The sequence below is a fragment of the Pantoea sp. paga genome (assembly GCF_007558755.1).
GTDB lineage: Bacteria > Pseudomonadota > Gammaproteobacteria > Enterobacterales > Enterobacteriaceae > Pantoea > Pantoea agglomerans.
In genome coordinates this window covers 195,506-222,432 of record NZ_VLTF01000007.1, presented here as the reverse complement: position 1 = coordinate 222,432, position 26,927 = coordinate 195,506, and the positions used below count along the sequence as shown (strand labels likewise).

Annotated in this window: 25 protein-coding genes; 17 read left to right on the top strand and 8 right to left on the bottom strand. The window is 56.5% G+C overall.

The annotated features are described in order from the left end of the window. Positions 1–8 precede the first annotated feature (8 nt). The 7 genes from glmS (at position 9) to FOV68_RS18140 (ending at position 7,900) form a co-directional block, all read left to right on the top strand. Positions 9–1,838: a glutamine--fructose-6-phosphate transaminase (isomerizing) gene (gene glmS / locus FOV68_RS18170; RefSeq protein ID WP_010672188.1), complete on the top strand. Its 1,830-nt coding sequence runs from the start codon at positions 9–11 to the stop codon at positions 1,836–1,838. 165 nt (positions 1,839–2,003) lie between these two features. After that, complete coding sequence (gene pstS, locus FOV68_RS18165) at positions 2,004–3,047, top strand: phosphate ABC transporter substrate-binding protein PstS (protein WP_010258875.1); 1,044 nt, start codon at positions 2,004–2,006, stop codon at positions 3,045–3,047. An 87-nt stretch (positions 3,048–3,134) separates the two neighbouring features. After that, positions 3,135–4,097 carry a phosphate ABC transporter permease PstC gene (gene pstC, locus FOV68_RS18160; protein WP_022624789.1) on the top strand — a complete coding sequence of 321 codons (963 nt, stop codon included), beginning with the start codon at positions 3,135–3,137 and terminating at the stop codon, positions 4,095–4,097. Beyond that, a complete protein-coding gene (gene pstA / locus FOV68_RS18155) occupies positions 4,094–4,984 on the top strand; it encodes a phosphate ABC transporter permease PstA (protein ID WP_010258878.1) in 891 nt (296 codons plus the stop codon). Before pstC ends, pstA begins: the two co-directional genes overlap by 4 nt. A gap of 44 nt (positions 4,985–5,028) precedes the next feature. Further along, positions 5,029–5,802, top strand: coding sequence for a phosphate ABC transporter ATP-binding protein PstB (gene pstB, locus FOV68_RS18150; protein ID WP_010258879.1), 774 nt, complete (start codon positions 5,029–5,031; stop codon positions 5,800–5,802). Positions 5,803–5,819: 17 nt separating this feature from the next. Then, positions 5,820–6,554, top strand: coding sequence for a phosphate signaling complex protein PhoU (phoU, locus tag FOV68_RS18145; RefSeq protein ID WP_009088225.1), 735 nt, complete (start codon positions 5,820–5,822; stop codon positions 6,552–6,554). 107 nt (positions 6,555–6,661) lie between these two features. Continuing rightward, positions 6,662–7,900: an MFS transporter gene (locus tag FOV68_RS18140; protein ID WP_010258883.1), complete on the top strand. Its 1,239-nt coding sequence runs from the start codon at positions 6,662–6,664 to the stop codon at positions 7,898–7,900. A gap of 358 nt (positions 7,901–8,258) precedes the next feature. Here FOV68_RS18140 and FOV68_RS18135 read toward each other — a convergent pair whose 3' ends face one another. The 3 genes from FOV68_RS18135 to xylA form a co-directional block, all read right to left on the bottom strand. After that, the gene (locus tag FOV68_RS18135) at positions 8,259–8,507 is read right to left on the bottom strand and encodes a hypothetical protein (RefSeq protein WP_039390344.1); all 249 of its coding nucleotides are present in this window, start codon (positions 8,505–8,507) and stop codon (positions 8,259–8,261) included. A gap of 384 nt (positions 8,508–8,891) precedes the next feature. Beyond that, entirely contained in the window at positions 8,892–10,334 is a 1,443-nt protein-coding gene (gene xylB, locus FOV68_RS18130) for a xylulokinase (RefSeq protein ID WP_143991312.1), read from the bottom strand. Positions 10,335–10,351: 17 nt separating this feature from the next. Beyond that, on the bottom strand, positions 10,352–11,674 hold the full coding sequence (xylA, locus tag FOV68_RS18125; protein ID WP_143991311.1) for a xylose isomerase: 1,323 nt from the start codon (positions 11,672–11,674) through the stop codon (positions 10,352–10,354). Between the two features lie 344 nt (positions 11,675–12,018). Between xylA and xylF the strand changes: the two genes are divergently transcribed. The 4 genes from xylF to xylR all read left to right on the top strand — a co-directional run bounded on the left by xylF (position 12,019) and on the right by xylR (position 17,009). Continuing rightward, positions 12,019–13,011: a D-xylose ABC transporter substrate-binding protein gene (xylF, locus tag FOV68_RS18115; RefSeq protein ID WP_143991310.1), complete on the top strand. Its 993-nt coding sequence runs from the start codon at positions 12,019–12,021 to the stop codon at positions 13,009–13,011. Between the two features lie 28 nt (positions 13,012–13,039). After that, entirely contained in the window at positions 13,040–14,560 is a 1,521-nt protein-coding gene (locus FOV68_RS18110; protein ID WP_143991309.1) for a xylose ABC transporter ATP-binding protein, read from the top strand. Next, positions 14,553–15,737 (top strand): xylose ABC transporter permease XylH, encoded by a 1,185-nt coding sequence (gene xylH, locus FOV68_RS18105; protein WP_039390349.1) that lies wholly within the window; start codon positions 14,553–14,555, stop codon positions 15,735–15,737. Before FOV68_RS18110 ends, xylH begins: the two co-directional genes overlap by 8 nt. A gap of 93 nt (positions 15,738–15,830) precedes the next feature. Then, positions 15,831–17,009 (top strand): D-xylose utilization transcriptional activator XylR, encoded by a 1,179-nt coding sequence (gene xylR, locus FOV68_RS18100; RefSeq protein WP_010258893.1) that lies wholly within the window; start codon positions 15,831–15,833, stop codon positions 17,007–17,009. Positions 17,010–17,067: 58 nt separating this feature from the next. On the opposite strand, the gene FOV68_RS18095 is transcribed toward xylR, so the two are convergent. The 5 genes from FOV68_RS18095 to FOV68_RS18075 all read right to left on the bottom strand — a co-directional run bounded on the left by FOV68_RS18095 (position 17,068) and on the right by FOV68_RS18075 (position 21,336). Further along, entirely contained in the window at positions 17,068–18,201 is a 1,134-nt protein-coding gene (locus tag FOV68_RS18095; protein WP_069025552.1) for an ROK family protein, read from the bottom strand. A 304-nt stretch (positions 18,202–18,505) separates the two neighbouring features. Further along, positions 18,506–19,246, bottom strand: coding sequence for a DNA replication protein DnaC (gene dnaC, locus FOV68_RS18090; protein WP_010258898.1), 741 nt, complete (start codon positions 19,244–19,246; stop codon positions 18,506–18,508). Beyond that, complete coding sequence (dnaT, locus tag FOV68_RS18085) at positions 19,246–19,782, bottom strand: primosomal protein DnaT (protein ID WP_143991308.1); 537 nt, start codon at positions 19,780–19,782, stop codon at positions 19,246–19,248. The genes dnaC and dnaT overlap by 1 nt, the downstream gene beginning before the upstream one ends. Positions 19,783–19,893: 111 nt before the next feature. Continuing rightward, positions 19,894–20,574 (bottom strand): hypothetical protein, encoded by a 681-nt coding sequence (locus FOV68_RS18080; protein WP_031591008.1) that lies wholly within the window; start codon positions 20,572–20,574, stop codon positions 19,894–19,896. A gap of 75 nt (positions 20,575–20,649) precedes the next feature. Then, positions 20,650–21,336 carry an autotransporter gene (locus tag FOV68_RS18075; protein WP_039390357.1) on the bottom strand — a complete coding sequence of 229 codons (687 nt, stop codon included), beginning with the start codon at positions 21,334–21,336 and terminating at the stop codon, positions 20,650–20,652. 153 nt (positions 21,337–21,489) lie between these two features. Between FOV68_RS18075 and FOV68_RS18070 the strand changes: the two genes are divergently transcribed. The 6 genes from FOV68_RS18070 to FOV68_RS18045 all read left to right on the top strand — a co-directional run bounded on the left by FOV68_RS18070 (position 21,490) and on the right by FOV68_RS18045 (position 26,900). After that, a complete protein-coding gene (locus tag FOV68_RS18070) occupies positions 21,490–22,056 on the top strand; it encodes a DNA-3-methyladenine glycosylase I (protein WP_143991307.1) in 567 nt (188 codons plus the stop codon). A 110-nt stretch (positions 22,057–22,166) separates the two neighbouring features. Continuing rightward, a complete protein-coding gene (locus FOV68_RS18065) occupies positions 22,167–22,829 on the top strand; it encodes an OmpA family lipoprotein (protein ID WP_143991306.1) in 663 nt (220 codons plus the stop codon). Positions 22,830–22,964: 135 nt separating this feature from the next. Next, entirely contained in the window at positions 22,965–23,945 is a 981-nt protein-coding gene (locus FOV68_RS18060; protein WP_143991305.1) for a LacI family DNA-binding transcriptional regulator, read from the top strand. A 65-nt stretch (positions 23,946–24,010) separates the two neighbouring features. Beyond that, a complete protein-coding gene (locus FOV68_RS18055; RefSeq protein ID WP_031591015.1) occupies positions 24,011–25,036 on the top strand; it encodes a LacI family DNA-binding transcriptional regulator in 1,026 nt (341 codons plus the stop codon). Positions 25,037–25,175: 139 nt separating this feature from the next. Further along, entirely contained in the window at positions 25,176–25,925 is a 750-nt protein-coding gene (locus FOV68_RS18050; RefSeq protein WP_143991304.1) for a sugar phosphate isomerase/epimerase, read from the top strand. Positions 25,926–25,934: 9 nt separating this feature from the next. Then, entirely contained in the window at positions 25,935–26,900 is a 966-nt protein-coding gene (locus tag FOV68_RS18045; RefSeq protein WP_143991303.1) for a sugar kinase, read from the top strand. Positions 26,901–26,927 lie beyond the last annotated feature (27 nt).

The following is a 26,927-nucleotide window of genomic DNA, read 5'->3' as shown; positions in this document are numbered from 1 at the left end:
ACATCATTATGTGTGGAATTGTTGGTGCAGTAGCGCAACGTGATATCGCAGAGATTCTGCTGGAAGGTCTGCGTCGTCTTGAATATCGCGGATATGATTCGGCCGGTCTGGCCGTGGTCGATCGTCAGGGGCACGTCACGCGCCTGCGGCGTTTAGGGAAAGTGCAGAAACTGGCGGAAGCCGCTGAGCAGCAACCGCTGATTGGTGGCACCGGCATCGCGCACACGCGCTGGGCAACCCATGGCGAGCCGTCGGAAGCGAACGCGCATCCGCACGTCTCAGAGCACATCATCATCGTGCACAACGGCATCATTGAAAACCATGAGCCATTGCGTGCTGAACTGATCGCGCGCGGTTACGTCTTTGCCTCTGAAACGGACACCGAAGTGGTGGCGCATCTGGTTCACTGGGAGCAGAAGCAGGGCGGTTCGCTGCGTGAAGTGGTGCTGCGTGTGATTCCGCAGCTGCGCGGTGCCTATGGCATGGTGATTATGGACAGCCGCGATCCGTCACTGCTGGTGGCGGCCCGTTCCGGCAGCCCACTGGTGATTGGTCGTGGCATGGGCGAAAACTTTATCGCCTCGGATCAGCTGGCTCTGCTGCCGGTGACCCGTCGGTTCATCTATCTGGAAGAGGGTGATATCGCCGAGATCAGCCGTCGCGATGTCACGGTGATCGACCGTGAAGGCAACACCGTGACCCGTGCCGAGATCGAATCGAACCTGCAATATGACGCCGGTGACAAAGGCATTTACCGTCACTACATGCAGAAAGAGATCTACGAACAGCCCATGGCGCTGAAAAGTACCCTGAGCGGTCGGTTCAGCCAGGGTCAGGTTGATCTCAGCGAACTGGGCGCGGGCGCAGAAGCGCTGCTGAGCCAGGTTGAGCATATCCAGATTATCGCCTGCGGCACCTCCTATAACTCCGGCATGGTGTCACGCTACTGGTTTGAGTCGCTGGCAAACCTGCCCTGTGATGTCGAGATTGCCTCGGAGTTCCGCTATCGCAAATCAGCCGTTCGCAAAAACAGCCTGCTGATCACCCTGTCGCAGTCGGGTGAAACGGCAGATACCCTGGCGGCGCTGCGTCTCTCTAAAGAGCTGGGCTACCTGGGCTCGCTGGCGGTCTGCAACGTGGCCGGTTCGTCACTGGTGCGGGAATCTGACCTGGCACTGATGACCAAAGCGGGCACCGAAATTGGCGTCGCCTCTACCAAAGCGTTCACCACCCAGTTAGCGGTGCTGCTGATGCTGGTGGCGAAACTGGGCCGTCTGAAAGGGATGTCTGCCGAGACTGAACATGAGATCGTTCATGCACTGCAGGCGTTGCCGAACCGGATTGAGCAGATGCTGGCGCAGGATAAGCTGATTGAGAATCTGGCGGAAGGCTTCTCTGACAAGCATCACGCGCTATTCCTGGGCCGTGGCGATCAATATCCGATTGCCATGGAAGGGGCGCTGAAGCTCAAGGAGATCTCCTACATTCATGCGGAAGCCTACGCCGCAGGCGAGCTGAAACATGGCCCGCTGGCGCTGATTGATGCGGACATGCCGGTGATCGTGGTGGCACCTAACAACGAACTGCTGGAGAAGCTCAAATCCAACATCGAAGAGGTACGCGCACGCGGCGGCCTGCTCTATGTCTTTGCCGATCAGGATGCGGGCTTCAGCGACAGTGACGGCATGAAGATCATCCCGTTGCCGCATGTCGAAGAGGTCATTGCGCCCATCTTCTACACGGTGCCGCTACAGTTACTCTCCTATCACGTCGCCCTGATCAAAGGGACCGACGTCGATCAGCCACGTAACCTGGCAAAATCGGTTACTGTAGAATAACCGGGTGGGCCCCGTCGCGGGCCCACTTTGCTCCGGCCCTTTGTCATATAACTGTCATATTTCGTACATTTCACTGTCATCAAACTGTCCTATTTTCCCTCCTGCAGCAATCACAGATTCTTACTAAAACGGCCCCAAGCCTGACTTTTCTCCCCTGGAGGGAATATGACACTGATGCGTAGCACCGTAGCCCGAATCCTCGCCACCACCTTCGCCGTAAGCGCGGTATCTGCTTTTGCGGCAACCGATCTCACTGGCGCAGGCGGGACGTTCCCGGCGCCGGTTTATGCCAAGTGGGCAGCAGAATATCAAAAAGCCACCGGTAGCAAAGTTAACTACCAGGGTATCGGTTCATCTGGCGGCGTGAAACAGATCATCGCCAAAACCGTCGATTTCGGTGCATCCGATGCGCCAATGAAAGATGAAGATCTGCAGAAAAATGGCCTGTTCCAGTTCCCGACCGTGATCGGTGGCGTGGTACTGGCGGTTAACCTGCCGGGTATCAAGTCAGGTCAGCTGACGCTGGATGGCAAAACCGTCGGTGATATCTACCTTGGCACCATCAAAAAGTGGAACGACCCGGCGATTGCCAAACTTAACCCAGGCGTGAAACTGCCAGAGACCAACATCAACGTGGTACGTCGTGCTGATGGTTCAGGCACCTCGTTCGTCTTCACCAGCTATCTGGCGAAAGTGAATCCGGACTGGAACAGCAAAATTGGTAAAGGTAACACCGTTAACTGGCCGGTCGGTCTGGGCGGTAAAGGCAACGACGGCGTCGCCGCGTTTGTTCAGCGTCTGCCGGGTTCAATCGGCTACGTGGAGTACGCCTACGCTAAACAGAACAACCTGACCTACACCAAACTGATCGATGCCGATGGCAAAGCGGTCGCCCCAAGCGAAACCAGCTTCAGTAATGCCGCGAAAGGCGCTGACTGGAGTAAATCGTTCGCGCAGGATCTGACCTTCCAGAAGGGCGCTGATGCCTGGCCAATCTCGTCAACCACCTTTATTCTGATCTACAAAGATCAGGCTAATGCGGCCAAAGGCGCTGAAGTACTGAAATTCTTCGACTGGGCTTACAAAAGCGGCAGCAAAACCGCCACAGCGCTGGATTATGCTGCGCTGCCAGAGAGCGTGACTGAACAGATTCGCGCCGCCTGGAAAGCCAACATCAAAGACAGTTCTGGTAAAGCGCTTTATCAGTAATTGACCGACCCTGACCGGACAGCAGTCCGGTCAGACTCAACGGGCGGCGTCATGCCGTCCTGATAACTTCTGAAGACTGAGACTTCTATGGCTGCAACGAAGCCGGCATTCAAAGCCCCAGGCAAACAAGGTGACAGAATTTTTGGCGCGCTGGTCAGGCTGGCTGCGCTGATTGTCCTGTTACTGATGGGCGGCATTATTGTCTCCCTGATCATCTCCTCGTGGCCCAGCATCCAGAAGTTTGGTTTCGCCTTTTTGTGGACCAAAACCTGGGATGCGCCCAACGAACAATTTGGTGCACTGGTACCGATCTACGGCACCCTTGTGACCTCCATTATTGCCCTGATTATCGCAGTACCGGTGAGTTTTGGTATTGCGCTGTTCCTGACCGAACTCGCGCCAGGCTGGCTGCGTCGCCCGCTGGGCACCGCCATTGAGCTGCTGGCGGCCATTCCCAGTATTGTTTATGGCATGTGGGGCCTGTTTGTTTTCGCGCCGCTGTTTGCCGAATACTTCCAGACACCGGTCAATGACGTGCTATCGGGCATTCCGATTGTCGGCGAGCTTTTCTCCGGCCCCGCTTTCGGTATCGGCATCCTCGCGGCGGGTGTGATTCTGGCGATCATGATCATCCCTTATATCGCCTCGGTCATGCGCGACGTCTTTGAGCAGACCCCGGTGATGATGAAAGAGTCAGCCTACGGCATCGGCTGCACCACCTGGGAAGTGATCTGGCGCATCGTACTGCCCTTTACCAAAAATGGCGTGATTGGCGGTGTGATGCTCGGACTGGGTCGTGCGCTGGGTGAAACCATGGCGGTGACTTTTATTATCGGCAACACCTACCAGCTCGACAGCCCGTCGCTGTTTATGCCGGGTAACAGCATCACCTCGGCGCTGGCCAACGAGTTCGCTGAAGCCGAATCGGGCGTGCACGTCGCCGCGCTGATGGAGCTGGGACTGATCCTGTTTGTGATTACCTTTATCGTGCTGGCGATTTCAAAGCTGATGATTATGCGGCTGGCGAAAAGTGAAGGAGCGCGCTCATGACCACAATTGAAATTCAGGCGCGCGCCGAACTGGACGCATCACGCCGCAAAATGCAGTCCTGGCGCAGCACTAAAAATAAAATTGCGCTGACGCTGTCGCTGCTGACCATGGCTTTTGGCCTGTTCTGGCTGGTGTGGATCCTGTTCACCACCGTATCGCGCGGCGTGGATGGGCTCTCCTGGTCACTGTTCACCGAATCAACGCCGCCACCCAATACTGCGGGCGGCGGGCTGGCTAACGCCCTGGCGGGCAGCGGATTACTGATTTTCTGGTCTACCTTCTTCGGCACACCGCTGGGCATCATGGCGGGTATCTATCTGGCGGAATATGGGCGAAAGTCGCCACTGGCAGAAGTGATCCGCTTTATTAACGACATTCTGCTTTCGGCACCCTCGATTGTGGTCGGCCTGTTCGTCTACACCCTTGTGGTGTCGCAGATGCAGCACTTCTCCGGCTGGGCCGGGGTGATTGCGCTGGCGCTGCTGCAGGTGCCGATTGTGATTCGTACCACCGAAAATATGATGCGACTGGTGCCAGACAGCATGCGTGAAGCGGCTTACGCGCTGGGTACGCCCAAGTGGAAGATGATCGCGTCTATCACCCTGAAAGCGTCGGTCTCCGGCATCATCACGGGTGTGCTGCTGGCGATTGCCCGCATTGCAGGTGAAACGGCACCGCTGCTGTTCACGGCGCTGTCGAACCAGTTCTGGAGCACCGACATGATGCAGCCGCTGGCGAACCTGCCGGTCACCATCTTTAAGTTCGCCATGAGCCCGTTCGCAGAATGGCAGAGCCTGGCCTGGGCGGGCGTGCTGATTATTACCCTGTGCGTGCTGGTGCTGAACATCGTGGCGCGGGTGATTTTCGCCAAAGGTAAACACGGTTAATTTCCGGCGCGGCCCTGTGCGGCGCCGTATAAGAGAGATGAATTATGAGTATCGCGACAGCATCAGCCGATAAAATTCAGGTCCGTAATCTGAACTTCTATTACGGCAAATATCATGCGCTGAAGAACATCAATCTGGATATCGCTAAGAATCAGGTGACCGCGTTTATCGGGCCATCGGGCTGTGGTAAGTCGACCCTGCTGCGGACCTTCAACAAAATGTACTCGCTCTATCCTGACCAGCGGGCTGAAGGGGACATTCTGCTGGATGGCGAAAATATTCTGGCGACTCAGCAGGATATCGCGCTGCTGCGCGCCCGGGTCGGCATGGTGTTTCAGAAGCCTACGCCGTTCCCGATGTCGATCTATGACAACATCGCCTTCGGCGTTCGCCTGTTTGAAAAGCTGTCGCGTGCCGATATGGATGCGCGCGTACAGTGGGCACTGACCAAGGCGGCGCTGTGGAATGAAACCAAAGACAAGCTGCATCAGAGCGGTTACAGTCTCTCCGGCGGCCAGCAGCAGCGTCTGTGCATTGCCCGCGGTATCGCGATTCGCCCGGAAGTCTTATTGCTGGATGAGCCCTGCTCTGCGCTTGATCCTATCTCCACCGGCCGTATTGAGGAGCTGATCACCGAGCTGAAACAGGATTACACCGTGGTGATCGTGACGCACAACATGCAACAGGCTGCACGCTGCTCTGACCATACGGCTTTCATGTATCTGGGCGAACTGATTGAGTTCAGCGATACCGACACGCTGTTCACTAAACCCGCCCAGAAGCAAACCGAAGATTATATAACTGGCCGCTACGGCTGATCTGACAGGAGATCGACATGGATAATCTTAATCTGAATAAGCACATCTCCGGTCAGTTCAATGCCGAGTTGGAGCATATCCGTACCCAGGTGATGATTATGGGCGGTATGGTCGAGCAGCAGCTGACCGATGCGATTACCGCCATGCATAATCTGGATGGCGAACTGGCGCAGCGGGTGATCGACGGCGACCAGAAGGTCAATATGATGGAAGTGGAGATTGATGAAGCCTGCGTGCGCATCATCGCCAAACGTCAGCCAACCGCGATCGATTTGCGACTGGTGATGGCGATTATCAAAACCATTTCTGAGCTGGAGCGCATTGGCGACGTGGCGGAGAAGATCAGCCGCACGGCGCTGGAGAAGTTTGGTCAGCAGCATTTGCCGCTGCTGGTCAGCCTTGAGTCACTGGGTCGTCACACCGTGCAGATGCTGCATGATGTGCTGGACGCTTTTGCACGCATGGATCTCAATGAAGCGATCACTATCTACCGTGAAGATAAAAAGGTGGATAAAGAGTACGAAGGCATTGTGCGTCAGCTGATGACCTACATGATGGAAGATCCGCGCACCATTCCCAGCGTGCTGACGGCGCTGTTCTGTGCCCGCGCCATTGAGCGTATCGGCGATCGTTGCCAGAACATCTGCGAAATCATCTTCTATTTCGTCAAAGGTCAGGATTTCCGTCACGTTGGCGGTGACCGGCTCGATGAATTACTGTCGGGCGATGACGGCAGCAACAGACCTTCCTGATAAATCTTCTTCCTGCGCCTGATCGGCGCAGGGATAAGCCTTTTCAATTGGTCACATCCTGAACTCTCTCTATAATTGCGGCACTTTTCATTATGAGGTGCGCAACAATGTCCCCTTCTCCCCAATCTAAGCCCGGCGTAACGCCAGGCAAAGCGATGCTGGCTGCGGTCAGCGGTTATGCCATGGATGGATTTGACCTGCTGATACTCGGCTTTATGCTGCCGGCTATCAGTGTTTCGCTGGCGCTCAATCCATCGCAGGCGGGATCGCTGGTGACCTGGACGCTGATTGGCGCGGTTATCGGTGGCATTGTGTTTGGTCATCTCAGCGATCGCTATGGCCGCATCCGCATGCTCACCGTCACGATTCTGGTCTTCTCGGTCTTTACCGGGCTGTGCGCGGTGGCGCAGGGCTACTGGGATCTGCTCGCCTGGCGAACGCTGGCGGGTGTCGGTCTGGGTGGCGAATTTGGTATCGGTATGGCGCTGATTGCCGAAGCCTGGCCTGCTGAGAAGCGCAACCGCGCATCAGCGTGGGTCGGCATCGGCTGGCAACTCGGGGTGCTGATGGCGGCCTTTATCACACCGCCGCTGCTGACTATCATCGGCTGGCGCGGCATGTTTCTGGTCGGCTTGTTGCCTGCGCTGGTCTCGTTTGCCATTCGTCGCGGCATGGGTGAACCGGAGGCGTATCAACGGCAGGTTAAACATGTGCCGTCACTCTCTTTTCCGGCGCGCCTGAAACTGCTGGTGCGCGATCGCGCCACCGCCAAAGCCAGCCTGGGCATTTTTATCCTCTGTTCAGTACAGAACTTTGGTTACTACGGGCTGATGATCTGGATGCCGAGTTACCTCTCCTCCAGCTTTGGCTTCAGCCTGACGAAGTCGGGCCTCTGGACCGCGGTGACCGTGGTCGGGATGACCTTTGGCATCTGGCTGTTTGGCGTACTGGCCGACCGCTTCGCACGCTGGAAAATCTTCCTGCTCTATCAGTTTGGCGCAGTAGTGATGGTGGTGGTTTATGCTCAGCTGCGCGACCCGAACATCATGTTATTTACCGGCGCGATCATGGGGATGTTTGTTAACGGCATGATTGGCGGCTATGGTGCGCTGATTTCCGATACCTTCCCGCCGCAGGTGCGTGCCACCGCGCAAAACGTCCTGTTCAACCTTGGCCGCGGTGTGGGCGGCTTCGGCCCGGTGGTGATTGGTCTGCTGGCGAGCCAGTTCTCGTTTACGGCGGCAATTACCCTGCTGGCGCTGATTTATCTGCTGGATATTGCGGCGACGCTGTTCCTGCTGCCGAAGAAACAGGGTCAGGAAGATACGCTGGGCGCGATTGGCTGATGCTGCCGTGAGAGTGATGCTGGGATACTCGTGATCCCAGCAATTATGGATCAGTGACACTTCTGCTATTAGCGTTTTCATCACCTGAACGCCTGACTTTATGTGACAGATAAAATCCTGGCATAAATTTAACCTGAAAGCGTTATGCTTTAACGCGATAAAAGTAGACGAGTAGTTTTGCTGAACGCTACTGTTAAGTGATACAGGAGAGGCGTGTTTTGCGTTTTAAGGGTATTTAAACCGGGAAAAATCGACCAGGGATGGAATAGTGTTAAATAATAAATCAGGTTGTTATAGTTAGCTTATAACAACCTTAATTATCAGTGTTACCAATCAGATAATGGTGATAATTTATCTATTATGCTGCTGTGTTAAATGAAGACAGAAAGTTATACAGACCTGTCATATGACCAGAGGCGATGCTCAGGCCAAATTGCTTATGGCTCAGTCCGATGGTCTGACCGGTGCTGGTGGAAGCCTCAAGCGCTGTAGTGGTGTCTGTCAGTGCAGTGTTAACATGACCAATCGCCTTATTCAGGCCAGCCAGAAACTCGGTCAGACCCGCGCCGCTCACCATTTCGATTTCGCTGTTATTTAATTCTTTCATTGTTATATCCTTATTTACGTTATCTCCTGAAGTGGAGTGGCTTATTTATAGCGCAATCAAAAAATAAGTAAACATTAAATAAATAAAGCGTAAGTGTGCCAGCATTAATTGCTAATTAACGGGCTTGTGAGATAGTAAAAAATCCATTTTTAAATTCAGGCTGCACAGATATTTTAAAGTAAGTCAATGTTTGTTGCCTGACGCATTTTGTCCTGCATGAATAATCTTAAAATATTAAAGATATCTTAGAGAAAAAGGAACTTTTTTATTATTCTGCCTGCAGGTGAAATAAAGAATATGCCTGTCTCTGAAAGTCTGCCCCACCAGGTTAAGTAGGGAGAACCGGACGCGAAGCCTGTTATCAGGCAGAGCGTCCGGACTTGTTTACTTCATCAGCGGCAGGAGCTGTTGATACAGCGTTGCAAAGGTCTCCCGACGCGGCTGGTAGTGCGCTACCCGGGCTGGATCCGGCTGGTGTCGCTGCACCAGAACCGGTGTCGGCACGGTGACCTCTGCATCCAGCGCCTGCTGTGCCAGCCTGGCGGCTCCCAGCGCCGGGCCAACCTCCCCGCCATGGCAGTAATCCAGCGTCTGGCCACTGATGTCCGCCAGTATCTGACGCCACAGTGCACTGCGTGCGCCGCCGCCGATCAACATAATGCTCTTTGGCTGAACGCCACAGTCGTGCAGCGCGTCCATGCCCTCCGCCAGCGCAAACCCTACGCCTTCCAGCACCGCTCTGGCCAGCTCGGGACGGCCATGCTGGTGGGTAAAACCAAAGAAAGCACCCCGGGCATTCGGGTTATTGTGCGGTGTGCGCTCACCGGAAAGATAGGGCAGAAACCACAGCCCGGGCACGTCAGCGCGCGCACGTTCAGCTTCAGCCAGCAGCTCAGGAACATCTCTGCAACCGGTCAGCGTCTCTGCCCAGTCCAGACAGGAAGCTGCGCTGAGCATCACCGACATCAGATGCCAGCGCTGGGGTAACGCATGACAGAAGCTATGCACAGCGCGCTGCGGATTGCTGAGATAGCCGTCGCTCACCACGAAATAGACGCCCGACGTACCCAGCGACAGCATGCCCTGGCCCGGTTCAGTCATGCCGACACCAACCGCACCCGCAGCATTGTCGCCACCACCCGCCGCCAGCGGTACAGCGTTCATCTTCCAGCGCGCGGCAAGTTCAGCATGTAGGGTGCCGGTCAGGGCATTGCCCTCATAGAGTTGTGGCATCTGATCGCGGCTGAGGTCGCAGGCGCGCAGCATCGCATCGCTCCAGTCACGCCGCGCCACATCCAGCCACATTGTGCCTGCGGCATCTGACATATCAGTGGCGAAGTCGCCACTTAATCGCCAGCGCAGGTAATCTTTGGGCAACAGCACGTGAGCAATCTGACTGAATATTGCCGGTTCATGTTGCTGAACCCACAACAGCTTGGGAGCCGTGAAGCCGGGCATCATCAGGTTGCCGGTGATCGCCCGCGAATCCGGCACTTTCTGTTCCAGCTCCCGGCACTGCGCCTCGCTGCGCCCATCATTCCAGAGCATGGCCGGTCGTAATACCTGGTTTGCACTGCCGAGCAGCGTTGCACCATGCATCTGTCCGCTCAGCCCGATGGCCTGCACCGCGCGCAGATCCTGCTGCGCGCTCAGCGCCTGCATGGCCAAATCCAGCGCCTGCCACCAGCTTTCGGGATCCTGCTCGCTCCACAATGGCTGCGGACGCGAAACCTGCAGCGGCGCTGTTTCCGTCGCCACCACGTTGCCTTGTGCATCCATCAGCACCACTTTGACGCCAGAGGTGCCTAAATCGATCCCGATAAACATGCTCTGCTCCTGAAGGGTTAGAAATCAAACAGGTAGTGATTCACCAGATTTTCCAGCTGCTCCTGACGTCCGCTCTGATGCTGCGGATTGAGCTGCTGCTGCTGAGCATGCGCCGCCAGCGCCTCCAGTGAAAACTCACCTTTCAAAATTTGCTGGCCGAACTCACCATTCCAGCCGCTGTAGCGCTGTGCCACACGCTTATCGAGTTCACCATCGCTGATCATGCGAGCGGCGACTTTCAGCGCCAGCGCCATGGTATCCATCGCGCCAATATGACCGTAGAAGAGATCGTATTTATCAGTGCTCTGACGACGCACTTTGGCATCAAAGTTTAAGCCGCCAGTGGTAAAGCCGCCCGCCTTGAGAATTTCGTACATCACCAGCGCATTCTCTTCCACGCTGACCGGGAACTGATCGGTATCCCAGCCGCACTGCGGATCGCCGCGGTTGGCATCCACTGAACCAAAAATGCCCAGCGCAATGGCCGTCGCAATTTCATGATGGAAAGAGTGACCCGCCAGCGTGGCGTGGTTCGCCTCAACGTTAACCTTGATCTCTTTCTCCAGTCCGAACTGTTTCAGGAAGCCATAAACCGTCGCGACATCATAGTCATACTGATGTTTGGTCGGCTCCTGCGGTTTCGGTTCGATCAGCAGCGTTCCCTGGAAGCCAATTTTGTGTTTATGCTCGACCACCATCTGCATAAAGCGGCCAATCTGCTCGCGCTCCTGGCGCAGATCGGTATTCAGCAGAGTTTCGTACCCTTCGCGTCCGCCCCACAGCACATAGTTTTCGCCGCCCAGGGTTTTGGTCGCCTGCATGGCGCTGCAGACCTGCGTCGCTGCCCAGGCAAAGACTTCAGGATCGGGATTGGTGGCAGCCCCGGCTCCGTAGCGCGGATGGGTAAAGCAGTTGGCCGTGCCCCACAGCAGTTTCACGCCGGTCTCCTGCTGTTTCTCCAGCAGTTTATCGGTCATGACGGCAAAATTCTCTTTGTAGCTGTGTAGCGAATCGCCTTCTGGAGAGACATCAACATCATGGAAGCAGTACCACGGCACATTCAGCTTGTGGAAAAATTCAAAGGCCACATCCGCTTTCAGTTTTGCCTGCTGCAGTGCATCTCCGCTTTTCTGCCACGGACGATCAAAAGCGCCGACACCAAACATATCCGCGCCATTCCAGCAGAAGGTGTGCCAGTAACAGGCGGCAAAGCGCAGATGCTCCGCCATGGTCTTGCCGACGATCACCTCATCGGGATTGTAGTGGCGGAAAGCGAGAGGATGAGTCGACTGGGTGCCTTCATAACGAACCCGATCGATCTGATCGAAATAAGCGTGCATGGTTTGCTCCTTAGCATCAGTACCCGGATGGCCTGCGTTGAAGCAATATTTGATATTGGCTGCTGTCTCATCTCAATTACGATATTTCACTACGGGTGTCAGATAATTATTATTTGTGCGCTGGCTCGCAAAATAATGTTATTTACGGGGTGGTTTATCATTATCGCTCTCTTGTCCGAAAAAGATGAAACCTCGATCGCGCTCATAAAAAATGAAATAAACCAAAAAACGTAATAGCCGGATAAAAATCAGTAATTGCTGTAACAGGAAAATAAGGGCAACAATTCATCCGCCTGGTTTATAGGCCTGAAACGACAATAGCCTCAACCTACAGGATGATCACAATGAAGATGAAACATGCACTGCTCGCCGCCTGTGCGGCGCTGGCGCTGTTCAGCCAGACCAGCGTGGCAAAAGAAGTGAAGATCGGCATGGCGATTGACGATTTGCGACTCGAGCGCTGGCAGAAAGACCGCGATATTTTCGTAAAACAGGCTGAGACGCTGGGCGCTAAGGTGTTTGTTCAGTCAGCCAACGGCAACGAAGAGACACAGATGTCGCAGATTGAAAATATGATTAATCGCGGTGTCGATGTGCTGGTGATTATTCCCTACAACGGTCAGGTATTGAGTAACGTTGTCGCTGAAGCGAAACGGGAAGGCATTAAAGTGCTGGCCTATGACCGAATGATAAATAACGCCGATATCGACTTTTATATCTCTTTCGATAATGAAAAAGTGGGCGAGTTGCAGGCCGAAAGCATTGTGAAACAGGTGCCTAAGGGTAACTATTTTTTAATGGGCGGATCGCCTGTGGATAATAACGCACGCCTGTTCCGTGCCGGACAGATGAAGGTGTTAAAACCCTATATTGATAACGGCAGCATTAAAATTGTTGGCGACCAGTGGGTCGATGCCTGGCTGCCGGAAAATGCCCTGAAAATTATGGAAAATGCCCTGACCGCCAACGGCAATCATATTGATGCGGTGGTGGCCTCTAACGATGCCACCGCAGGCGGCGCGATTCAGGCTCTGAGCGCGCAGGGGCTGGCAGGAAAAGTGGCGATCTCCGGTCAGGATGCCGATCTGGCAGCCATTAAGCGTATCAAAGCGGGCACCCAGACCATGACGGTTTACAAACCGATCACTGAGCTCGCCACCGAAGCGGCGAAAATTGCCGTCGAGCTGGGCGAGGGCAAAACACCTGCCAGCAACAGCACGCTGAACAATAGTCTGAAAGAGGTTCCGTCACGGCTGCTGAAGCCGATTCCGGTCAACAAAGACAATATTGAAAGCACCGTGGTGAAAGACGGTTTCCACAAACAGAGCGAACTCTGACTGCGCATAGCGTGAGGGAGAACAGTCGATGCTGCTGGAAATGAAAAATATCACCAAACGTTTCGGTGCCGTGAAGGCGCTGAATGATGTCAGCCTGCAACTTGAGGCGGGCGAAGTGATGTCGCTGTGTGGTGAGAATGGATCGGGCAAATCGACGCTGATGAAAATCCTGTGCGGACTCTATCCGCACGGTGATTTTGAAGGGCAGATTCACTTCTCTGGCGACGACATTCAGGCGCAGACCATTCGCGATACCGAGCGTAAAGGCATTGTGATTATTCATCAGGAGCTGGCGCTGGTGCGGCAACTGACGGTGATGGAGAACATCTTTCTCGGTGCCGAACTGAGCCGTTTCGGCATGGTGGATGATGAAACCATGACCCTGCGCTGCCAGCAACTGCTGGCGCGGGTCGGGCTGAACGTCTCTCCCGCCACCCGGGTCGGTGAGTTAGGCCTTGGGCAGCAGCAACTGGTGGAGATTGCCCGCGCCCTTAACAAACAGGTCCGGCTGCTGATTCTGGATGAGCCGACCTCTTCCCTGACGGAGCAGGAAACGGACGTGCTGCTCGGCATCATCCGTAATCTGCGTGAACACGGCATCGCCTGCATCTACATCTCGCACAAGCTGAATGAGGTTAAGGCGATCTCCGACACCATCTGCGTGATTCGTGACGGTCAGCATATTGCTACCCGTCCGGCAGCGGGCCTGAGCGAAGATGACATCATCACCATGATGGTGGGGCGTGAGCTGACCGCGCTCTATCCCCACGCGCCGCATCAGATTGGCGACGTGATACTGAAAGTTGAAAACCTCACCGCCTGGCATCCGATCAACCGCCACATTCGCCGCGTTAACAATGTCTCATTCACGCTCAGACGCGGTGAAATCCTCGGCATCGCCGGGCTGGTGGGCGCGGGCAGGACTGAAACGGTGCAGTGTCTGTTTGGCGTCTGGCCGGGGCGCTGGCAGGGCGATATCTGGATCAATGGCAAACCGGTCAACATCACCGATTGCCGCGTCGCCATTGCGCACGGCATCGCTATGGTGCCGGAAGATCGTAAAAAAGATGGCATCGTGCCGCTGATGGCGGTGGGCAAAAATATTACCCTGGCGGCGCTGGACCAGTTCAGCCACCGACTCTCAACGCTGGATGAAGCGCAGGAGCAGCAGGCGATCAACGACGCGATCACCCGCCTGCGGGTGAAAACCTCCTCCTCAGAACTGCCGATTGGTCGTTTGAGCGGCGGCAACCAGCAGAAAGCGATTCTGGCGAAATGTCTGCTGCTCAATCCAAAAATCCTGATCCTCGATGAACCGACGCGCGGCATTGATGTGGGCGCACGTCAGGAGATCTACCTGCTGATCAATGCGCTGGTTCAGCAGGGTATCGCGGTGATTGTGATTTCCTCTGAGCTGCCGGAAGTGCTGGGCCTGAGCGATCGGGTGCTGGTGATGCATGAAGGGCAGATCAAAGCCGATTTGATTAACGATAACCTGACTCAGGAGCAGGTGATGGAAGCTGCCCTGCGGAGTGAACATTATGCTTAAAAGTGAAAGTACCCAAAGCCGCCTCGCCGGCACGCCGGGCAAACCGTCACCGGGCAGGTTCACACTGCCCAATCTGCAGGTTCTGGTGATGCTGGGCGCAATTGTGCTGATTGCATTGTTCTTTACCTGGACCACAGACGGCTCGTGGCTCAGCGCGCGTAACGTCTCCAACCTGCTGCGCCAGACCGCCATCACCGGCATTCTGGCCGTGGGTATGGTGTTTGTGATTATCTCGGCGGAGATCGACCTGTCAGTGGGCTCCATGATGGGGTTGCTGGGTGGCGCGGCGGCGATATTCGACGTCTGGCTCGGCTGGCCTCTGCCGCTGACCATCGTGGTAACGCTGGTGATGGGATTACTGCTTGGCACGTGGAATGGCTGGTGGGTGGCCTACCGTAAAGTGCCTTCGTTTATCGTGACGCTGGCGGGGATGCTGGCTTTCCGCGGTATTCTGGTCGGGATTACTGATGGCACTACGGTTGCGCCGATCACGCCGGGCATGTCGCAGATTGGTCAGAGTTATCTGCCGGGCGGCGTCGGTTTCGGCTTTGGCGTTGCTGGTCTGGCGCTGTTTACGTTGTGGCAGTGGCGGCTGCGGCTGCGTCGTCAGCAGCTCGGACTGGCGCAGGGCGCAGCCAGCGGCACTGTCGGGCGTCAGGCGATCACCGCCATCTTAGTGCTGGGTGCCATCTGGTTGCTCAACGACTATCGCGGCGTGCCGACGCCAGTGTTACTGCTGGCCGTGCTGTTGCTGGCGGGCATGTTTATGGCAACCCGCACCGCGTTTGGCCGTCGTATCTACGCCATCGGCGGCAACATTGATGCTGCGCGCCTGTCTGGCATTAACGTGGCACGTACCAAGCTGGCGGTGTTTGCCATCAACGGTGTGATGGTGGCGATTGCCGGGCTGATCCTCAGTTCACGACTGGGCGCAGGCTCGCCGTCGGCGGGTAACATTGCGGAACTCGACGCTATCGCCGCCTGTGTCATCGGCGGCACCAGCCTGGCGGGCGGCGTGGGTTCGGTGGCGGGTGCAGTCATGGGGGCGTTTATTATGGCCTCGCTGGATAACGGCATGAGCATGATGGATGTGCCGACTTTCTGGCAGTACATCGTTAAAGGCGCGATTCTGCTGCTGGCGGTGTGGATGGATACGGCAACGCGGCGTCGGGTGTAATCGCGCGGGCGATCACATTGTGGCGCAAACAATTTTTTTGCCCCTTTCAGCCGTGTTATGCAATGCGCTGAGGATTTAAGGGAACGCGCCATCATGCATGAGAAACGCTATCGCATTACCCTGCTGTTTAACGCCAACAAAGTGTATGACCGTCAGGTTGTGGAGGGCGTCGGTGAGTATCTGCAGGCGTCGCAGACTGACTGGGATATCTTCATCGAAGAAGATTTTCGCTGCCGCATCGACAACATCCGGGAGTGGCTGGGCGATGGGGTGATCGCCGATTACGACGATCGCTCCATCGAAACCCTGCTGTCCAATGTCTCCGTGCCGATTGTCGGCGTTGGCGGCTCTTATCACCGGCAGGAGGATTATCCGCCGGTGCACTATATCGCGACTGACAACGCCGCGCTGGTGGAAAAAGCCTTTCTGCATCTGAAAGAGAAGGGCATCAACCGCTTTGCCTTCTATGGTTTACCGGCCTCCAGCGGCAAGCGCTGGGCACAGGAACGTGAACAGGCGTTTCGCCAGCTGGTGGGACGTGAGCGCTATCAGGGCGTGGTCTATCAGGGCATGGAAACCGCGCCGGAAAACTGGCAGCACGCCCAGAACCGTCTCGCCGACTGGCTGCAGACGCTGCCGCCGCAAACCGGCATTATCGCCGTCACGGATTCACGGGCGCGACACCTGCTGCAGGCGTGCGAGCATCTGAAAATACCGGTGCCGGAGAAGCTTACGGTGATCGGGATTGATAATGAGGAGCTGACCCGCTATCTGTCACGCGTGGCGCTCTCGTCCGTGGCGCAGGGCTCACGGCAGATGGGCTATCAGGCGGCCAAACTGCTGCATCGGCTGCTGGATAAGCAACCCTTACCGCTTCAGCGCATCCTGGTGCCGCCGGTGAAAGTCATCGCCCGGCGCTCTACCGACTTCCGCTCGCTGCGCGATCCGGCGGTGATTCAGGCGATGCACTACATCCGCTTCAACGCCTGTAAGGGGATTAAAGTGGAGCAGGTGCTGGATGCCGTCGGGCTGTCGCGCTCTAATCTGGAAAAACGCTTTCGGGATGAGACCGGCGACACCCTCCATGCGATGATCCACCGTGAAAAACTGGAAAAAGCGCGCGAGCTGCTGGCCTCTTCATCACTCAACATCAATGAGATCTCGCAGATGTGCGGCTATCCTTCGCTGCAATACTTCTATTCGGTCTTCCGCAAAAGCTATGACACCACGCCAAAAGAGTATCGCCAGCATTTTGGGGAGAATGTGTTGTAGCAGGAAGCGTTCAGTCTGAGGTGGATGGATACCGGATGAATCGGGGCGGCTTGAGCCACTAGATCATCCGCTGTTCCCTCTGCTCCAGCACCGCCAGCGCCAGCCCGTTGGCCGGATCGATCCGCTGCTCAGGAAAGTGCAGCAGGGTATGTGCGGCGGTAAAGGCCAGCGCGTTGCCGTGTGCGGTAGTGCGCACCGCCTTGCAGAAGACTTCACTGGCGTTCCACGGACAATCAATGATGATGGTGGCGGGATTGAGCAGCAGCATAATCTGACTCAGCGCCGCACCCAGATAGCCACCCGCCTGCGCCATCACCTCATCCACCACGCGCGGCGCGCTGTCGCGGTTCTGCCAGCTCAGGCCAGGCTGACGCTGCGCCAGCTGCTGTTTAACCGCAGGCTGGCTGACCAGCGCTTCCAGGCAACCGCGGCGGCCACAGCTGCAACGCGGGCCGTCGGGCTGGACAACCAGATGTCCAGCCTCGCCCGCCGTCCAGCTGTGCCCGGTAAATACTTCGCCATGCTGTACCAGTGCGCCGCCAATTCCCTCGGAAATACGCAGATAAAAGTGACCGCTCTCCACAGATAATCCACGCTGCTGTACCGCCAGCAGCGCAGCGGCTTTGACATTATTCATAATGCGGATGGGGAGACTGACGTGCTTACTCAGCGCGCCCAGCAGGTCAACATCCTGCCATTCGAGGGGCAATGAAATATGCATCCAGCCGCGCCGGGGATCGACGATCCCGGGAAAACCCAGGCCAATGCCGAGCAAATCAGGATAGCTTTTCACCAGTTCCCGGCACAGCATCGCCAGCTCAGCCAGCAGTCGGGTCGGGTTACTGGTATCGGTGCGCAGCGTCTTTTCAGCCAGCACCTGTGAAAAATAGTCGCAGACCCGCCAGTGGATGACGTTGCGTTCCACCATGATGCCTGCGCTCTTGAGCTTTTCCGGCCGCAGGGTAATCCCGATTTTAGGCCGTCCGGCCGCCGCCACGCTGACCGGCCCCAGCTCCTCTATCAGGCCCTGCTCCAGCAGGTCATCAATGATTAAGGATACGGTGTTTTTGCTGAGTGTCAGCGTCTCCGCCAGATCCTGACGCGACGTCACGCGCAGCTTACGCAGCTGAGTCATCACCCGTTTCTGGTTATTCAGTCGCAGTAGTGCAGGGCCTTTGCCGTTCGTTTTCATTACGGGTTCACTCAACAGAGGAGTAAGAATTGAGTGTATCAGCCCATACGTATTCCACATCCCACACTTTTGCGGGCGGTTTCACACAACCCGATCGCCTGTGGCTAAGATCGTGACCGCGATCAGATCGTGGGATTAATACCGGGTTTTCTGCTGCACCAGTGGCCGGGCGTCGGGATGATCCTGACTCAGCGTGTCCGGCTGCGCCGGCATGGGCGGAAGGACAAAAGCGGTGTTGCTCGTCGTTGTGACGAGGGGCTTCAGGCCCGATGAGCGCAGTGACCCGGCGCTGCCGGGTTACTGTTTAATATTCGTCGCCGCGTACCCGACTACGATAGCTTTCCCAGTCGAAGCGCACCCACAGGCTGTTACCGAGGCGCATACGGTCCATGACACGCTCGCCCAGCAGCGTATTCATGCCCGCATGGTCGAGGTTGGATAACATGCCGGTCGGTCGTTTCGAGGAGGATCGGCGATCGACAATCTGGTTAATAATCACTTTTTCGTAGCGCGATTCGCTCTGCATACCGATCTCATCAATCACCAGCAGATCAACACTGCTGAGATCCTGAATCAGCCGCTCTTCGGTAATGCCACTGCTGCCGCTGAAGGTGCCCTTCATGCTCGACATCAGATCGGCAACCGTCACGATCAGCACGCTTTTACCGCGCAGGATAAGGTCATTACCAATCGCGGCGGCCAGATGGTTTTTACCGGTGCCGGGACGGCCTGAAAAGACAAAACTGGCGATGCTGCCATCAAATTCAGCGGCATACTGACGCGCCAGTTCCAGCGCCTTGCGCTGCCCCTCGTTCTCCACCCGGTAATTATCAAATGAGCAGTTCATATGCAGCTCGCGAATGCCGGAACGGCCCATTACGCGCTGCATTTTCATTGCGCGGTTCTCACGCACAATCGCCTCTGATCGCAGGCGGCCCTGCTCCTGATTCCACGCCAGCAGCTCTTCGCCATTGGCAAATTTAGGACGGGTGCCTGCGGGCATCATTTTTTTCAGACGGTTAAAGAGATCGTTTGGCGTTTTCATCATTCACCTCGGAAACCATCGGGAATGGTACGGTCAGGATCGGGCAACTGCGTGATATCACGCTTCGGTTGCCCGCCGTTTGCGGCACGGTTCATCTGAATGCTGCGTGCCAGTTTCTGTTGCCACTGCACATGATGGAACATCCGGCCTTCCGCCTGCCAGTAGGCCACAAAGGCCGCCAGCTCGCTGGGGGTCACCGGTTCACCCAGCGACATACCCCAGATCGCGGCCTGGCGCGTAAAGTCGGCATCCGGCTGCCAGCCCTGATACATGGCGAACTTACCTGCCGGCGTATGGATCGCGGCGGGGGAATCGTCATACAGGCTGTCATCCAGCGCCACATCATTCGGCTGTCGGGCGGCGGTTTCCAGCGCCAGCAGCTCAGCCAGACGCTTAGGTGTGATGGCGTACATCACCGGCGCATAATTATCTAACACCGCCAGCGTGCCCTTTTCCGCCTGCTGCAGGGCAGTCAGCGGATCCTGTCGGAAGGCATCCAGGCCAATGAGCGTTGAAGTTAAGATTTTAGCTGACATGAAAAGACCTGAGGTTAACGAACACCTTGCGCCGGGAACCCGTCGCCGACGCAGAAGTGTTTATTGTACCTTTTTTAATGATGCGGATCGCTTAAAAAGCAAGAGTGCGGATCAGTGCGAGGTGACCGGAGAAGTGGCGTGACGGGCCGGTGCAGATTCGGTGGCCCGCACGCTGACAGCCGCGGCGGCCGGACGGGTCTGCCATAGATAGCGAACCGAGGCCAGCCAGCAGAGGCCGTAACCCAGCAGTTCGGTACCCTCTTCGGCCATGTTTTTCACCACGCGGTTGTAATCCCCCAGCATCAGGTGCTGCCACAACGCATGAATACCAAACAGTCGTGAGAAGACCAGCACCACTAAAAAGCCGGAGGCCATCACCGGCCAGCTGCGGTGTTGCAGCAGCCTGGCCAGCGCGTGCAGCGTTTTTTTCGGCGTCCGCAGCGCGACGGCCAGGCAACCGGCCGTCACCGCCAGGGCGAACCAGATCCAGCTGCCATGCTGGATGGCATCAAACACAAAGTCGAGCTCACGGATTAGCATACAGCTATAGAAGCCCGCCACTAAGGTCAGCGCGCCGCGCTGAGCCGGACGGCGCTGAGCAGCAATAAAGAACAGGGCGGCAATCACCGCCAGCATGATTTCCTGGGTAGTTTCAGTAAAAGAGGTTTCGTGCAGCGCATCATTCATCCAGGCCACATCAATATAGATGGGCAATATCATCAGAGCGAGAAAGAGTGCTGCCAGTATGAAGACCGTCATTTCGCGGCCAATAATTGTCAAATCGTTGCGCATAGTGTTACCAGTATAATGATTAGCGGACTCATTATATTTTAAACGCCCGATTCCCTTTCTCTTTTCATGCCCCGGTCAGAAGCTGGCGCTGAAGCCAAAGGTGTAAAGTTGCTGCTCCTGGTTATTCAGCGCTTCGCTTTGTGAAAACGCGGCGAAAGCCGCCAGATTATCGTTCAGAGGCATTTGTGCACCGATGCTCAGATCGATGCCTTCGGACTGATCGGTGCCGTTCGTCGCCTCACGCCGGGGATTCTGCGGCGTGTCTGCCAGCAGATAGTGATAACTCAGCTGCGCCCAGGGCGATATCCATCCCTGCTGCGAATCGATGCGCCAGCCGACGCTGGCGCTCTGCTCACGACTCTGTTGATCGCTGTAGTCACATTGCAGACAGTTCATCTGCTGCGGATCAACGGCATACTGCGCCACCGGCCCGGTGGTAAATGACGGGGCAATGGGCAGGTCAACCCCAGCCCGATAGCGTTTTCCCAGCGGGGTAGTGCCTACGCTGCCGGTTTCACTGTGGAGTGCGATGGGGGACGCGGTGGGAGAGTTGATGGCGGCTTCAAACAGGGCGCGGCTCTCATCGCTGAAGGCGAGTGGCGTCAGGGCGATCTTCTCCGCCAGAATCGTATCGTAGTCGGGCAGAAAGTCGGGATGCTGAGGCGCAGAGATGCCGCCGCGCGCAAAAGTCGGTTGCGTTAAGATTAACAGCCATACAGCACAGCAGATCCGCAGACCTTTCCAACCGCTTTTCGGCAACATCGCTTCTCCAGGCAAGGCTGAAGTTATTATCCGGCGTTTAAATTAAATTTCGGCCCGTCTCTGTTATTTAACCGGTGATCGTTTAACTATCAACCGATTAATTCTAAGATCAAGCGGACCGCTAAAATATTCTCGTTATAAAGGAACAAAGCGATGCAACGATGTGGTTGGGTAACGCAGGATCCCCTCTATCTGGCTTATCACGACAGGGAATGGGGTGTGGCGCAGAGAGACAAGCGTTCGCTGTTTGAGATGCTCTGTCTGGAAGGACAGCAGGCGGGGTTATCCTGGATAACCGTGCTGAAAAAGCGCGAAAACTATCGGGCGGCGTTTCACCAGTTTGATCCGCAGGCGATTGCACAGATGGATGCGGCAGAGATCGACATGCTGATGCTCAACAGCGGCATTATCCGCCACGCCGGTAAAATCGCGGCAATTATCGCCAACGCCCGTGCTTATCTCCAGATGGAAGCGCAAGGAGAGGATTTCAGCCACTTCGTCTGGCAATTTGTCGATAACGTACAAATCGTTCACCATTATCCCGACTATAGCCAGGCTCCCACCACCTCAGAGCAGGCCATTGCGCTCTCGAAGGCGCTAAAGCAGCGTGGTTTCAAATTCATCGGCCCCACAATCTGCTACTCCTTTATGCAGGCCTGCGGGCTGATAAACGACCATCAGAGCAACTGTTTTTGCCATCCTGACAATCAAAAGGCGTAATTCCCGCTAAATCAGGATTTTTCCTCACTACATTCCCGGCCACCAGGCGGCATAATCGTGCCACTTATGGGAAAGGTTTTCCCCTGTGTGTCGAATGTAAGGGAACAAAAATGCAGAAGAAATTAATCGCCATCACCTTGTTACTAAGCGGCAGTCTGGCCCTGCCAGGTTGTACCACCAATCCTTACACCGGCGAATCTCAGGCGGGTAAGTCAGGTGTGGGCGCAGGCCTGGGTGCGTTAGTGGGTGCCGGTGTCGGCGTACTCTCCTCGTCGAAGAAAGATCGCCGTAAAGGTGCGCTGATTGGTGCTGCAGGCGGAGCCGCACTGGGCGGTGGCGTGGGCTACTACATGGATGTGCAGGAAGCGAAACTGCGCGACAAGATGCGCGGTACGGGCGTCAGCGTGACCCGTAATGGCGATAACATCGTCCTGAATATGCCAAACAATGTCACCTTCGACTCCAGCAGCAGCAATCTGAAACCTGCCGGCGCGAACACCCTGACGGGTGTTTCAATGGTGCTGAAAGAGTATCCAAAAACCGCGGTAAACGTAGTGGGTTATACCGACAGCACCGGCACCCGCGCACTGAACATGCGTCTGTCACAGCAGCGTGCTGAAAGCGTCGTCAGCGCGTTGATCGTGCAGGGTGTCGCCAGCGATCGCCTGCGCACGCAGGGCGCAGGCCCGGATAACCCGGTTGCCAGCAACAGCACCGAAGCAGGCAAAGCACAAAACCGTCGTGTTGAGATTACGCTCAGCCCGCTGGGATAAACGCGGTCGCCCCCGCCCGGGGGCACATTTTTTCTGTAAAGCAACGCGTTAAAAGTATGAGTAATGTTTCTGCGAATAGAGCCAGCAGAGGCTTTATGATAGTCTGATCAAAAATTGATCAATGGATGCATTCCCATGTCTCTTAAAGCCATCGCTGCGGTTTTAGGTCTTTCCGTAACGACCGTCAGTCGCGCCCTCAACGGTTATCAGGATGTCGCTCAGGAGACGCGTAAACGCATCGAAGAAGAAGCGCAGCGGCGTGGCTACCGGCCTAATGCGGCGGCCCGGCGTCTGAAAACCGGCCGTGCTAACGCGGTGGGGTTCGTCTACCCGATCGGTGCCTCTCCCCTGAATGGCAGCGACTTCAGCGACATGCTGCTGGCGCTGGAGCATCACCTTGCCCGTTATGACATTAACCTGCTGTTGCTGGCGGATAAGCAGCAGAGTCAGTCGACTCTGACACGCCTGCTGCGCAGTGGCGTAGTTGATGCCCTGATCGTCGGCCACACCACGCCAGAAGACAGTCGGCTTCATGCTTTGCTCCAGACCAATTTTCGTTTTCTGGCGCTGGGCCGCAGCGATCTGCCATCGACCTATGCGTGGTTTGATGTTGATCACCTTGCCGGTTCACAGCTGGCGGTGGGCTGGTCGCTGGCGCAGGGACGGCAGCGGATAGCCTGGCTTGGCAGCAATGAAAACAGTACACGGGTGCGTGACCGGCGTCAGGGTTATCTGACGGCGCTGGGGGAGGTTACGCCTTATGCAATGGCGGCGGTGGCGCCGTCGCGTCGCGCCGGCTATCAGCAAACCCGGGAGTGGCTGGCAGAGGGGCCAGCACCGGAAGTGATCATCACCGACTGCGCTGCGCTGGCTGAAGGCGCGGCTCTGGCGCTGCAACTGGCCGGGCGTGCAGCGGGCGAGGGTGCCATTCTGCTGGCGGGCTGGGAAGGATTGCCGCGAGATGCGATTCTCGATCATCCCATTGTCGCCATTCGTCAGGCGACGCCGCATCAGGCCGGTGAACAGGTGGCTGAAATGGTCATCCAGCTGATTGATGGCGCACCGCCGGAGACGTTACAGACTCTGTGGCAACCCTGGCTGCAATTACCGGCGTAGCGCTTTTTGCGCCGGGCTTTGCTTGTGCTAGTCTCTGCCTGGTTTCTTATTACGCAGGATATCTCATGAAAATCAGGCCGCCTCGCGCCACCATCAGCGATGTTGCTCACGCGGCACGAACCGGTAAAACCAGCGTTTCACGCTATCTCAATGGTGAACTGCATCTGCTCTCTGCCGGTCTGAAAGCGCGGATCGAACAGGCTATTGCTGATCTCAGCTATCGCCCGAGTCAGATGGCGCGCGGCCTGAAGCGCGGACGTACTCGCCTGATCGGGCTGATTATCGCCGATATCACCAATCCCTATTCTGTTGATGTCATGAGCGGTATTGAAGCCGCCTGCCGCGAGCAGGGTTTCACGCTGCTGATGTGTAACACCAATAACGAAGTGGATCTGGAGCAGCACTATCTGCAATTGCTGAGCAGCTATCAGGTTGAGGGCATTGTGGTTAACGCCGTCGGGATGCGTGAAGAGGTGCTGAACCATCTGCAACAATCCCTGCTGCCGATGGTGCTGATTGACCGTAAAATCCCCGATTTTCCCTGCGATGTGGTGGGCCTGAACAATGCCGAGGCAGCCGAAACGGCAACGCGGCATCTGGTCGACAATGGCTACGATGCGCTGCTGTTTCTTAGCGAGCCGCTGGGCAGCGTCAACACGCGCCGTGAGCGCCTGCAGGCCTTCCGCCAGCTACTGGCGGAGCATCCGCAGGTTGAGCATGAGAATACGGAAGTGGCGCTGCATCAGCCCGCTGCGCTGGATCAGGCGCTGCTGGCCTTTCATCAGCGTCACACCGGAAAACGTTGCGCAGTGATGGTCGCCAACGGGGCGCTGACGTTGCAGGTAGCGCGATCGCTACAGCGACTCAATCTGCACTGGGGCCGCGATATCGGCCTGCTCGGTTTTGACGAACTGGAGTGGGCGGCGCTGGCCGGTGTGGGTATCACCACGCTTAAACAACCCACCTGGCAGATTGGCTTCAGTGCGCTGGAACGGCTGATTGCGCGCATCGAGGGCAGCGGATTACCGGTTGCCGAGCAGGTCTTCTCTGGCGAACTTATCGTTCGCGGCTCCAGCCAGCCTCTTAACTGAATTTCAGATTTAACCTTCCGTTTACGTGCTCACTTCGTGAGCACGATCATAATTTCACAGTTTGCTGCTTTGCTTTGGAACCGGTTCCATTTAGGGTTTTTGTATTCGTTATGGGCAGAATCCTGCCATGGAGCAGAACATGAAACCTGACATCATCGTGGTGACCGCAGCATATGGCCACGCACAGATCGCCGCTCTCGGCGGTCAGCGTGCGCTGCTGCCGATTATCCAGCAGGCGGGCGCTGACGGGGTCGAAATCCGCCGCGAACTGCTTGATGACGCGGCGCTGGCCGATCTGCCGGCGCTGGCCCGGGCGGTGGCGCAGCATCAGCTGCACAGCAGCTATTCGGTGCCCGATACGCTGTTTTGTGACGGCGGCGAAATCAATCCTCGTATAACCCACTACGTTGAAGAAGCACGCCAGTTAAACGCTCAGCGGCTGAAAGTGGCGCTGGGAGCGTTCACCGGTGCGCTGCCTCGCGAAGCGTTGCAGGCGCTGCTGGCGGATCTGCCGTTTCAACTGACGGTGGAAAACGACCAGACTGAACATGGCCGACTGGGTCCGTCAGTTGCGTTTTTCACGGCGGTCAGGGAAGCGGATCTGTCGATCAGCATGACCTTTGATATGGGTAACTGGTGCTGGACCGGTGAGGATGCCGATCAGGCGGCGCAGCAGCTGGCTGCGCAGGTGGGCTATGTGCATGTCAAAGCTGCCGTGGCGCACCAGGATAGCTACCGCGCGATTGCGCTGGATGAGGCTGATGACCACTGGCGCACACTGCTGCAACAGTTGCCCGCACAGGCACCGCGCGGTATTGAATTTCCGCTGGAAGGCGACGATCTGACTGCGGTGACACGCCACTACGTGTCGCTGCTGCGTAACGTGTAAGGAGTAAAGATGACCACGCATCACACTATGCATCACAACGGTCCGCTTGATGTTGTCACTATCGGTGAAGCGATGGCGATGTTCATCGCCCGTGAAACCGGCGACCTGGCCGCAGCAGAGACCTTTGTTAAACGCGCGGCGGGTGCTGAACTCAATGTGGCGACCGGCCTGGCTCGTCTTGGCCTGAAAGTGGGCTGGGTCAGTCGTATTGGCGATGACGCGTTTGGCCGGTTTATCTGCCAGCAGCTGGAAAAAGAGGGTATCGACCACGCCCGGGTGACGGTCGATAAGCGCTATCCCACCGGTTTTCAGCTCAAGTCCAAAGTCGATGACGGCTCTGATCCGCTGGTGGAATATTTTCGTAAAGGCTCGGCGGCCAGCCATCTGTCGGTCGACGATTTTGATGCGGACTATTTTGGTTCGGCGCGTCATCTGCACCTGAGCGGTGTGGCGGCGGCGCTGTCAGAGAGTTCGCTGGAGCTGCTGAAGCACACGGCCAAAGAGATGCGCGCGCGCGGTAAAACTATCTCGTTTGACCCTAACCTGCGGCCGGTACTGTGGCGCAGCGAAGAGGAGATGCGTAAGCAGCTCAATCTACTGGCGGAGTATGCCGACTGGGTACTGCCGGGCGAAAAAGAGGGGCTGATTCTGACCGGCTATCGTCAGCCAGAAGCGATCGCGGATTTCTATCTCGATAAGGGCGTGAAAGCGGTCGTGATTAAAACCGGTTGTGACGGTGCCTGGTATAAAACGGCGCAGGGCGAGCAGGGCCAGGTTGAGGCGATCAAAGTCGACAACGTGGTGGATACCGTGGGCGCCGGAGACGGCTTTGCCGTTGGCGTCATCAGCGCCCTGCTGGAAAGTCAGTCGCTGCCGCAGGCGATTCGTCGCGGCAACAAAATTGGTTCGATGGCGATTCAGGTCATTGGTGACAGCGAAGGTCTGCCGACGCGTCAGCAACTGGGCGACGTGTAGTTCGCGCCCCTCTACAGTCACAGGAGT

Coding starts and splice junctions, on each gene's coding strand:
- xylF (WP_143991310.1), top strand. CDS start 12,019: ATGAAGATGAAACATGCACTGCTCGCCGCCTGTGCGGCGCTGGCGCTG.
- FOV68_RS18140 (WP_010258883.1), top strand. CDS start 6,662: ATGTCCCCTTCTCCCCAATCTAAGCCCGGCGTAACGCCAGGCAAAGCG.
- FOV68_RS18110 (WP_143991309.1), top strand. CDS start 13,040: ATGCTGCTGGAAATGAAAAATATCACCAAACGTTTCGGTGCCGTGAAG.
- FOV68_RS18060 (WP_143991305.1), top strand. CDS start 22,965: ATGTCTCTTAAAGCCATCGCTGCGGTTTTAGGTCTTTCCGTAACGACC.
- xylB (WP_143991312.1), bottom strand. CDS start 10,334: ATGTTTATCGGGATCGATTTAGGCACCTCTGGCGTCAAAGTGGTGCTG.
- glmS (WP_010672188.1), top strand. CDS start 9: ATGTGTGGAATTGTTGGTGCAGTAGCGCAACGTGATATCGCAGAGATT.
- dnaT (WP_143991308.1), bottom strand. CDS start 19,782: ATGTCAGCTAAAATCTTAACTTCAACGCTCATTGGCCTGGATGCCTTC.
- pstB (WP_010258879.1), top strand. CDS start 5,029: ATGAGTATCGCGACAGCATCAGCCGATAAAATTCAGGTCCGTAATCTG.
- FOV68_RS18080 (WP_031591008.1), bottom strand. CDS start 20,574: ATGCGCAACGATTTGACAATTATTGGCCGCGAAATGACGGTCTTCATA.
- FOV68_RS18055 (WP_031591015.1), top strand. CDS start 24,011: ATGAAAATCAGGCCGCCTCGCGCCACCATCAGCGATGTTGCTCACGCG.
- xylR (WP_010258893.1), top strand. CDS start 15,831: ATGCATGAGAAACGCTATCGCATTACCCTGCTGTTTAACGCCAACAAA.
- FOV68_RS18095 (WP_069025552.1), bottom strand. CDS start 18,201: ATGAAAACGAACGGCAAAGGCCCTGCACTACTGCGACTGAATAACCAG.
- FOV68_RS18070 (WP_143991307.1), top strand. CDS start 21,490: ATGCAACGATGTGGTTGGGTAACGCAGGATCCCCTCTATCTGGCTTAT.
- FOV68_RS18065 (WP_143991306.1), top strand. CDS start 22,167: ATGCAGAAGAAATTAATCGCCATCACCTTGTTACTAAGCGGCAGTCTG.
- pstS (WP_010258875.1), top strand. CDS start 2,004: ATGACACTGATGCGTAGCACCGTAGCCCGAATCCTCGCCACCACCTTC.
- dnaC (WP_010258898.1), bottom strand. CDS start 19,246: ATGAAAACGCCAAACGATCTCTTTAACCGTCTGAAAAAAATGATGCCC.
- xylH (WP_039390349.1), top strand. CDS start 14,553: ATGCTTAAAAGTGAAAGTACCCAAAGCCGCCTCGCCGGCACGCCGGGC.
- FOV68_RS18045 (WP_143991303.1), top strand. CDS start 25,935: ATGACCACGCATCACACTATGCATCACAACGGTCCGCTTGATGTTGTC.
- xylA (WP_143991311.1), bottom strand. CDS start 11,674: ATGCACGCTTATTTCGATCAGATCGATCGGGTTCGTTATGAAGGCACC.
- FOV68_RS18135 (WP_039390344.1), bottom strand. CDS start 8,507: ATGAAAGAATTAAATAACAGCGAAATCGAAATGGTGAGCGGCGCGGGT.
- pstC (WP_022624789.1), top strand. CDS start 3,135: ATGGCTGCAACGAAGCCGGCATTCAAAGCCCCAGGCAAACAAGGTGAC.
- phoU (WP_009088225.1), top strand. CDS start 5,820: ATGGATAATCTTAATCTGAATAAGCACATCTCCGGTCAGTTCAATGCC.
- FOV68_RS18050 (WP_143991304.1), top strand. CDS start 25,176: ATGAAACCTGACATCATCGTGGTGACCGCAGCATATGGCCACGCACAG.
- pstA (WP_010258878.1), top strand. CDS start 4,094: ATGACCACAATTGAAATTCAGGCGCGCGCCGAACTGGACGCATCACGC.
- FOV68_RS18075 (WP_039390357.1), bottom strand. CDS start 21,336: ATGTTGCCGAAAAGCGGTTGGAAAGGTCTGCGGATCTGCTGTGCTGTA.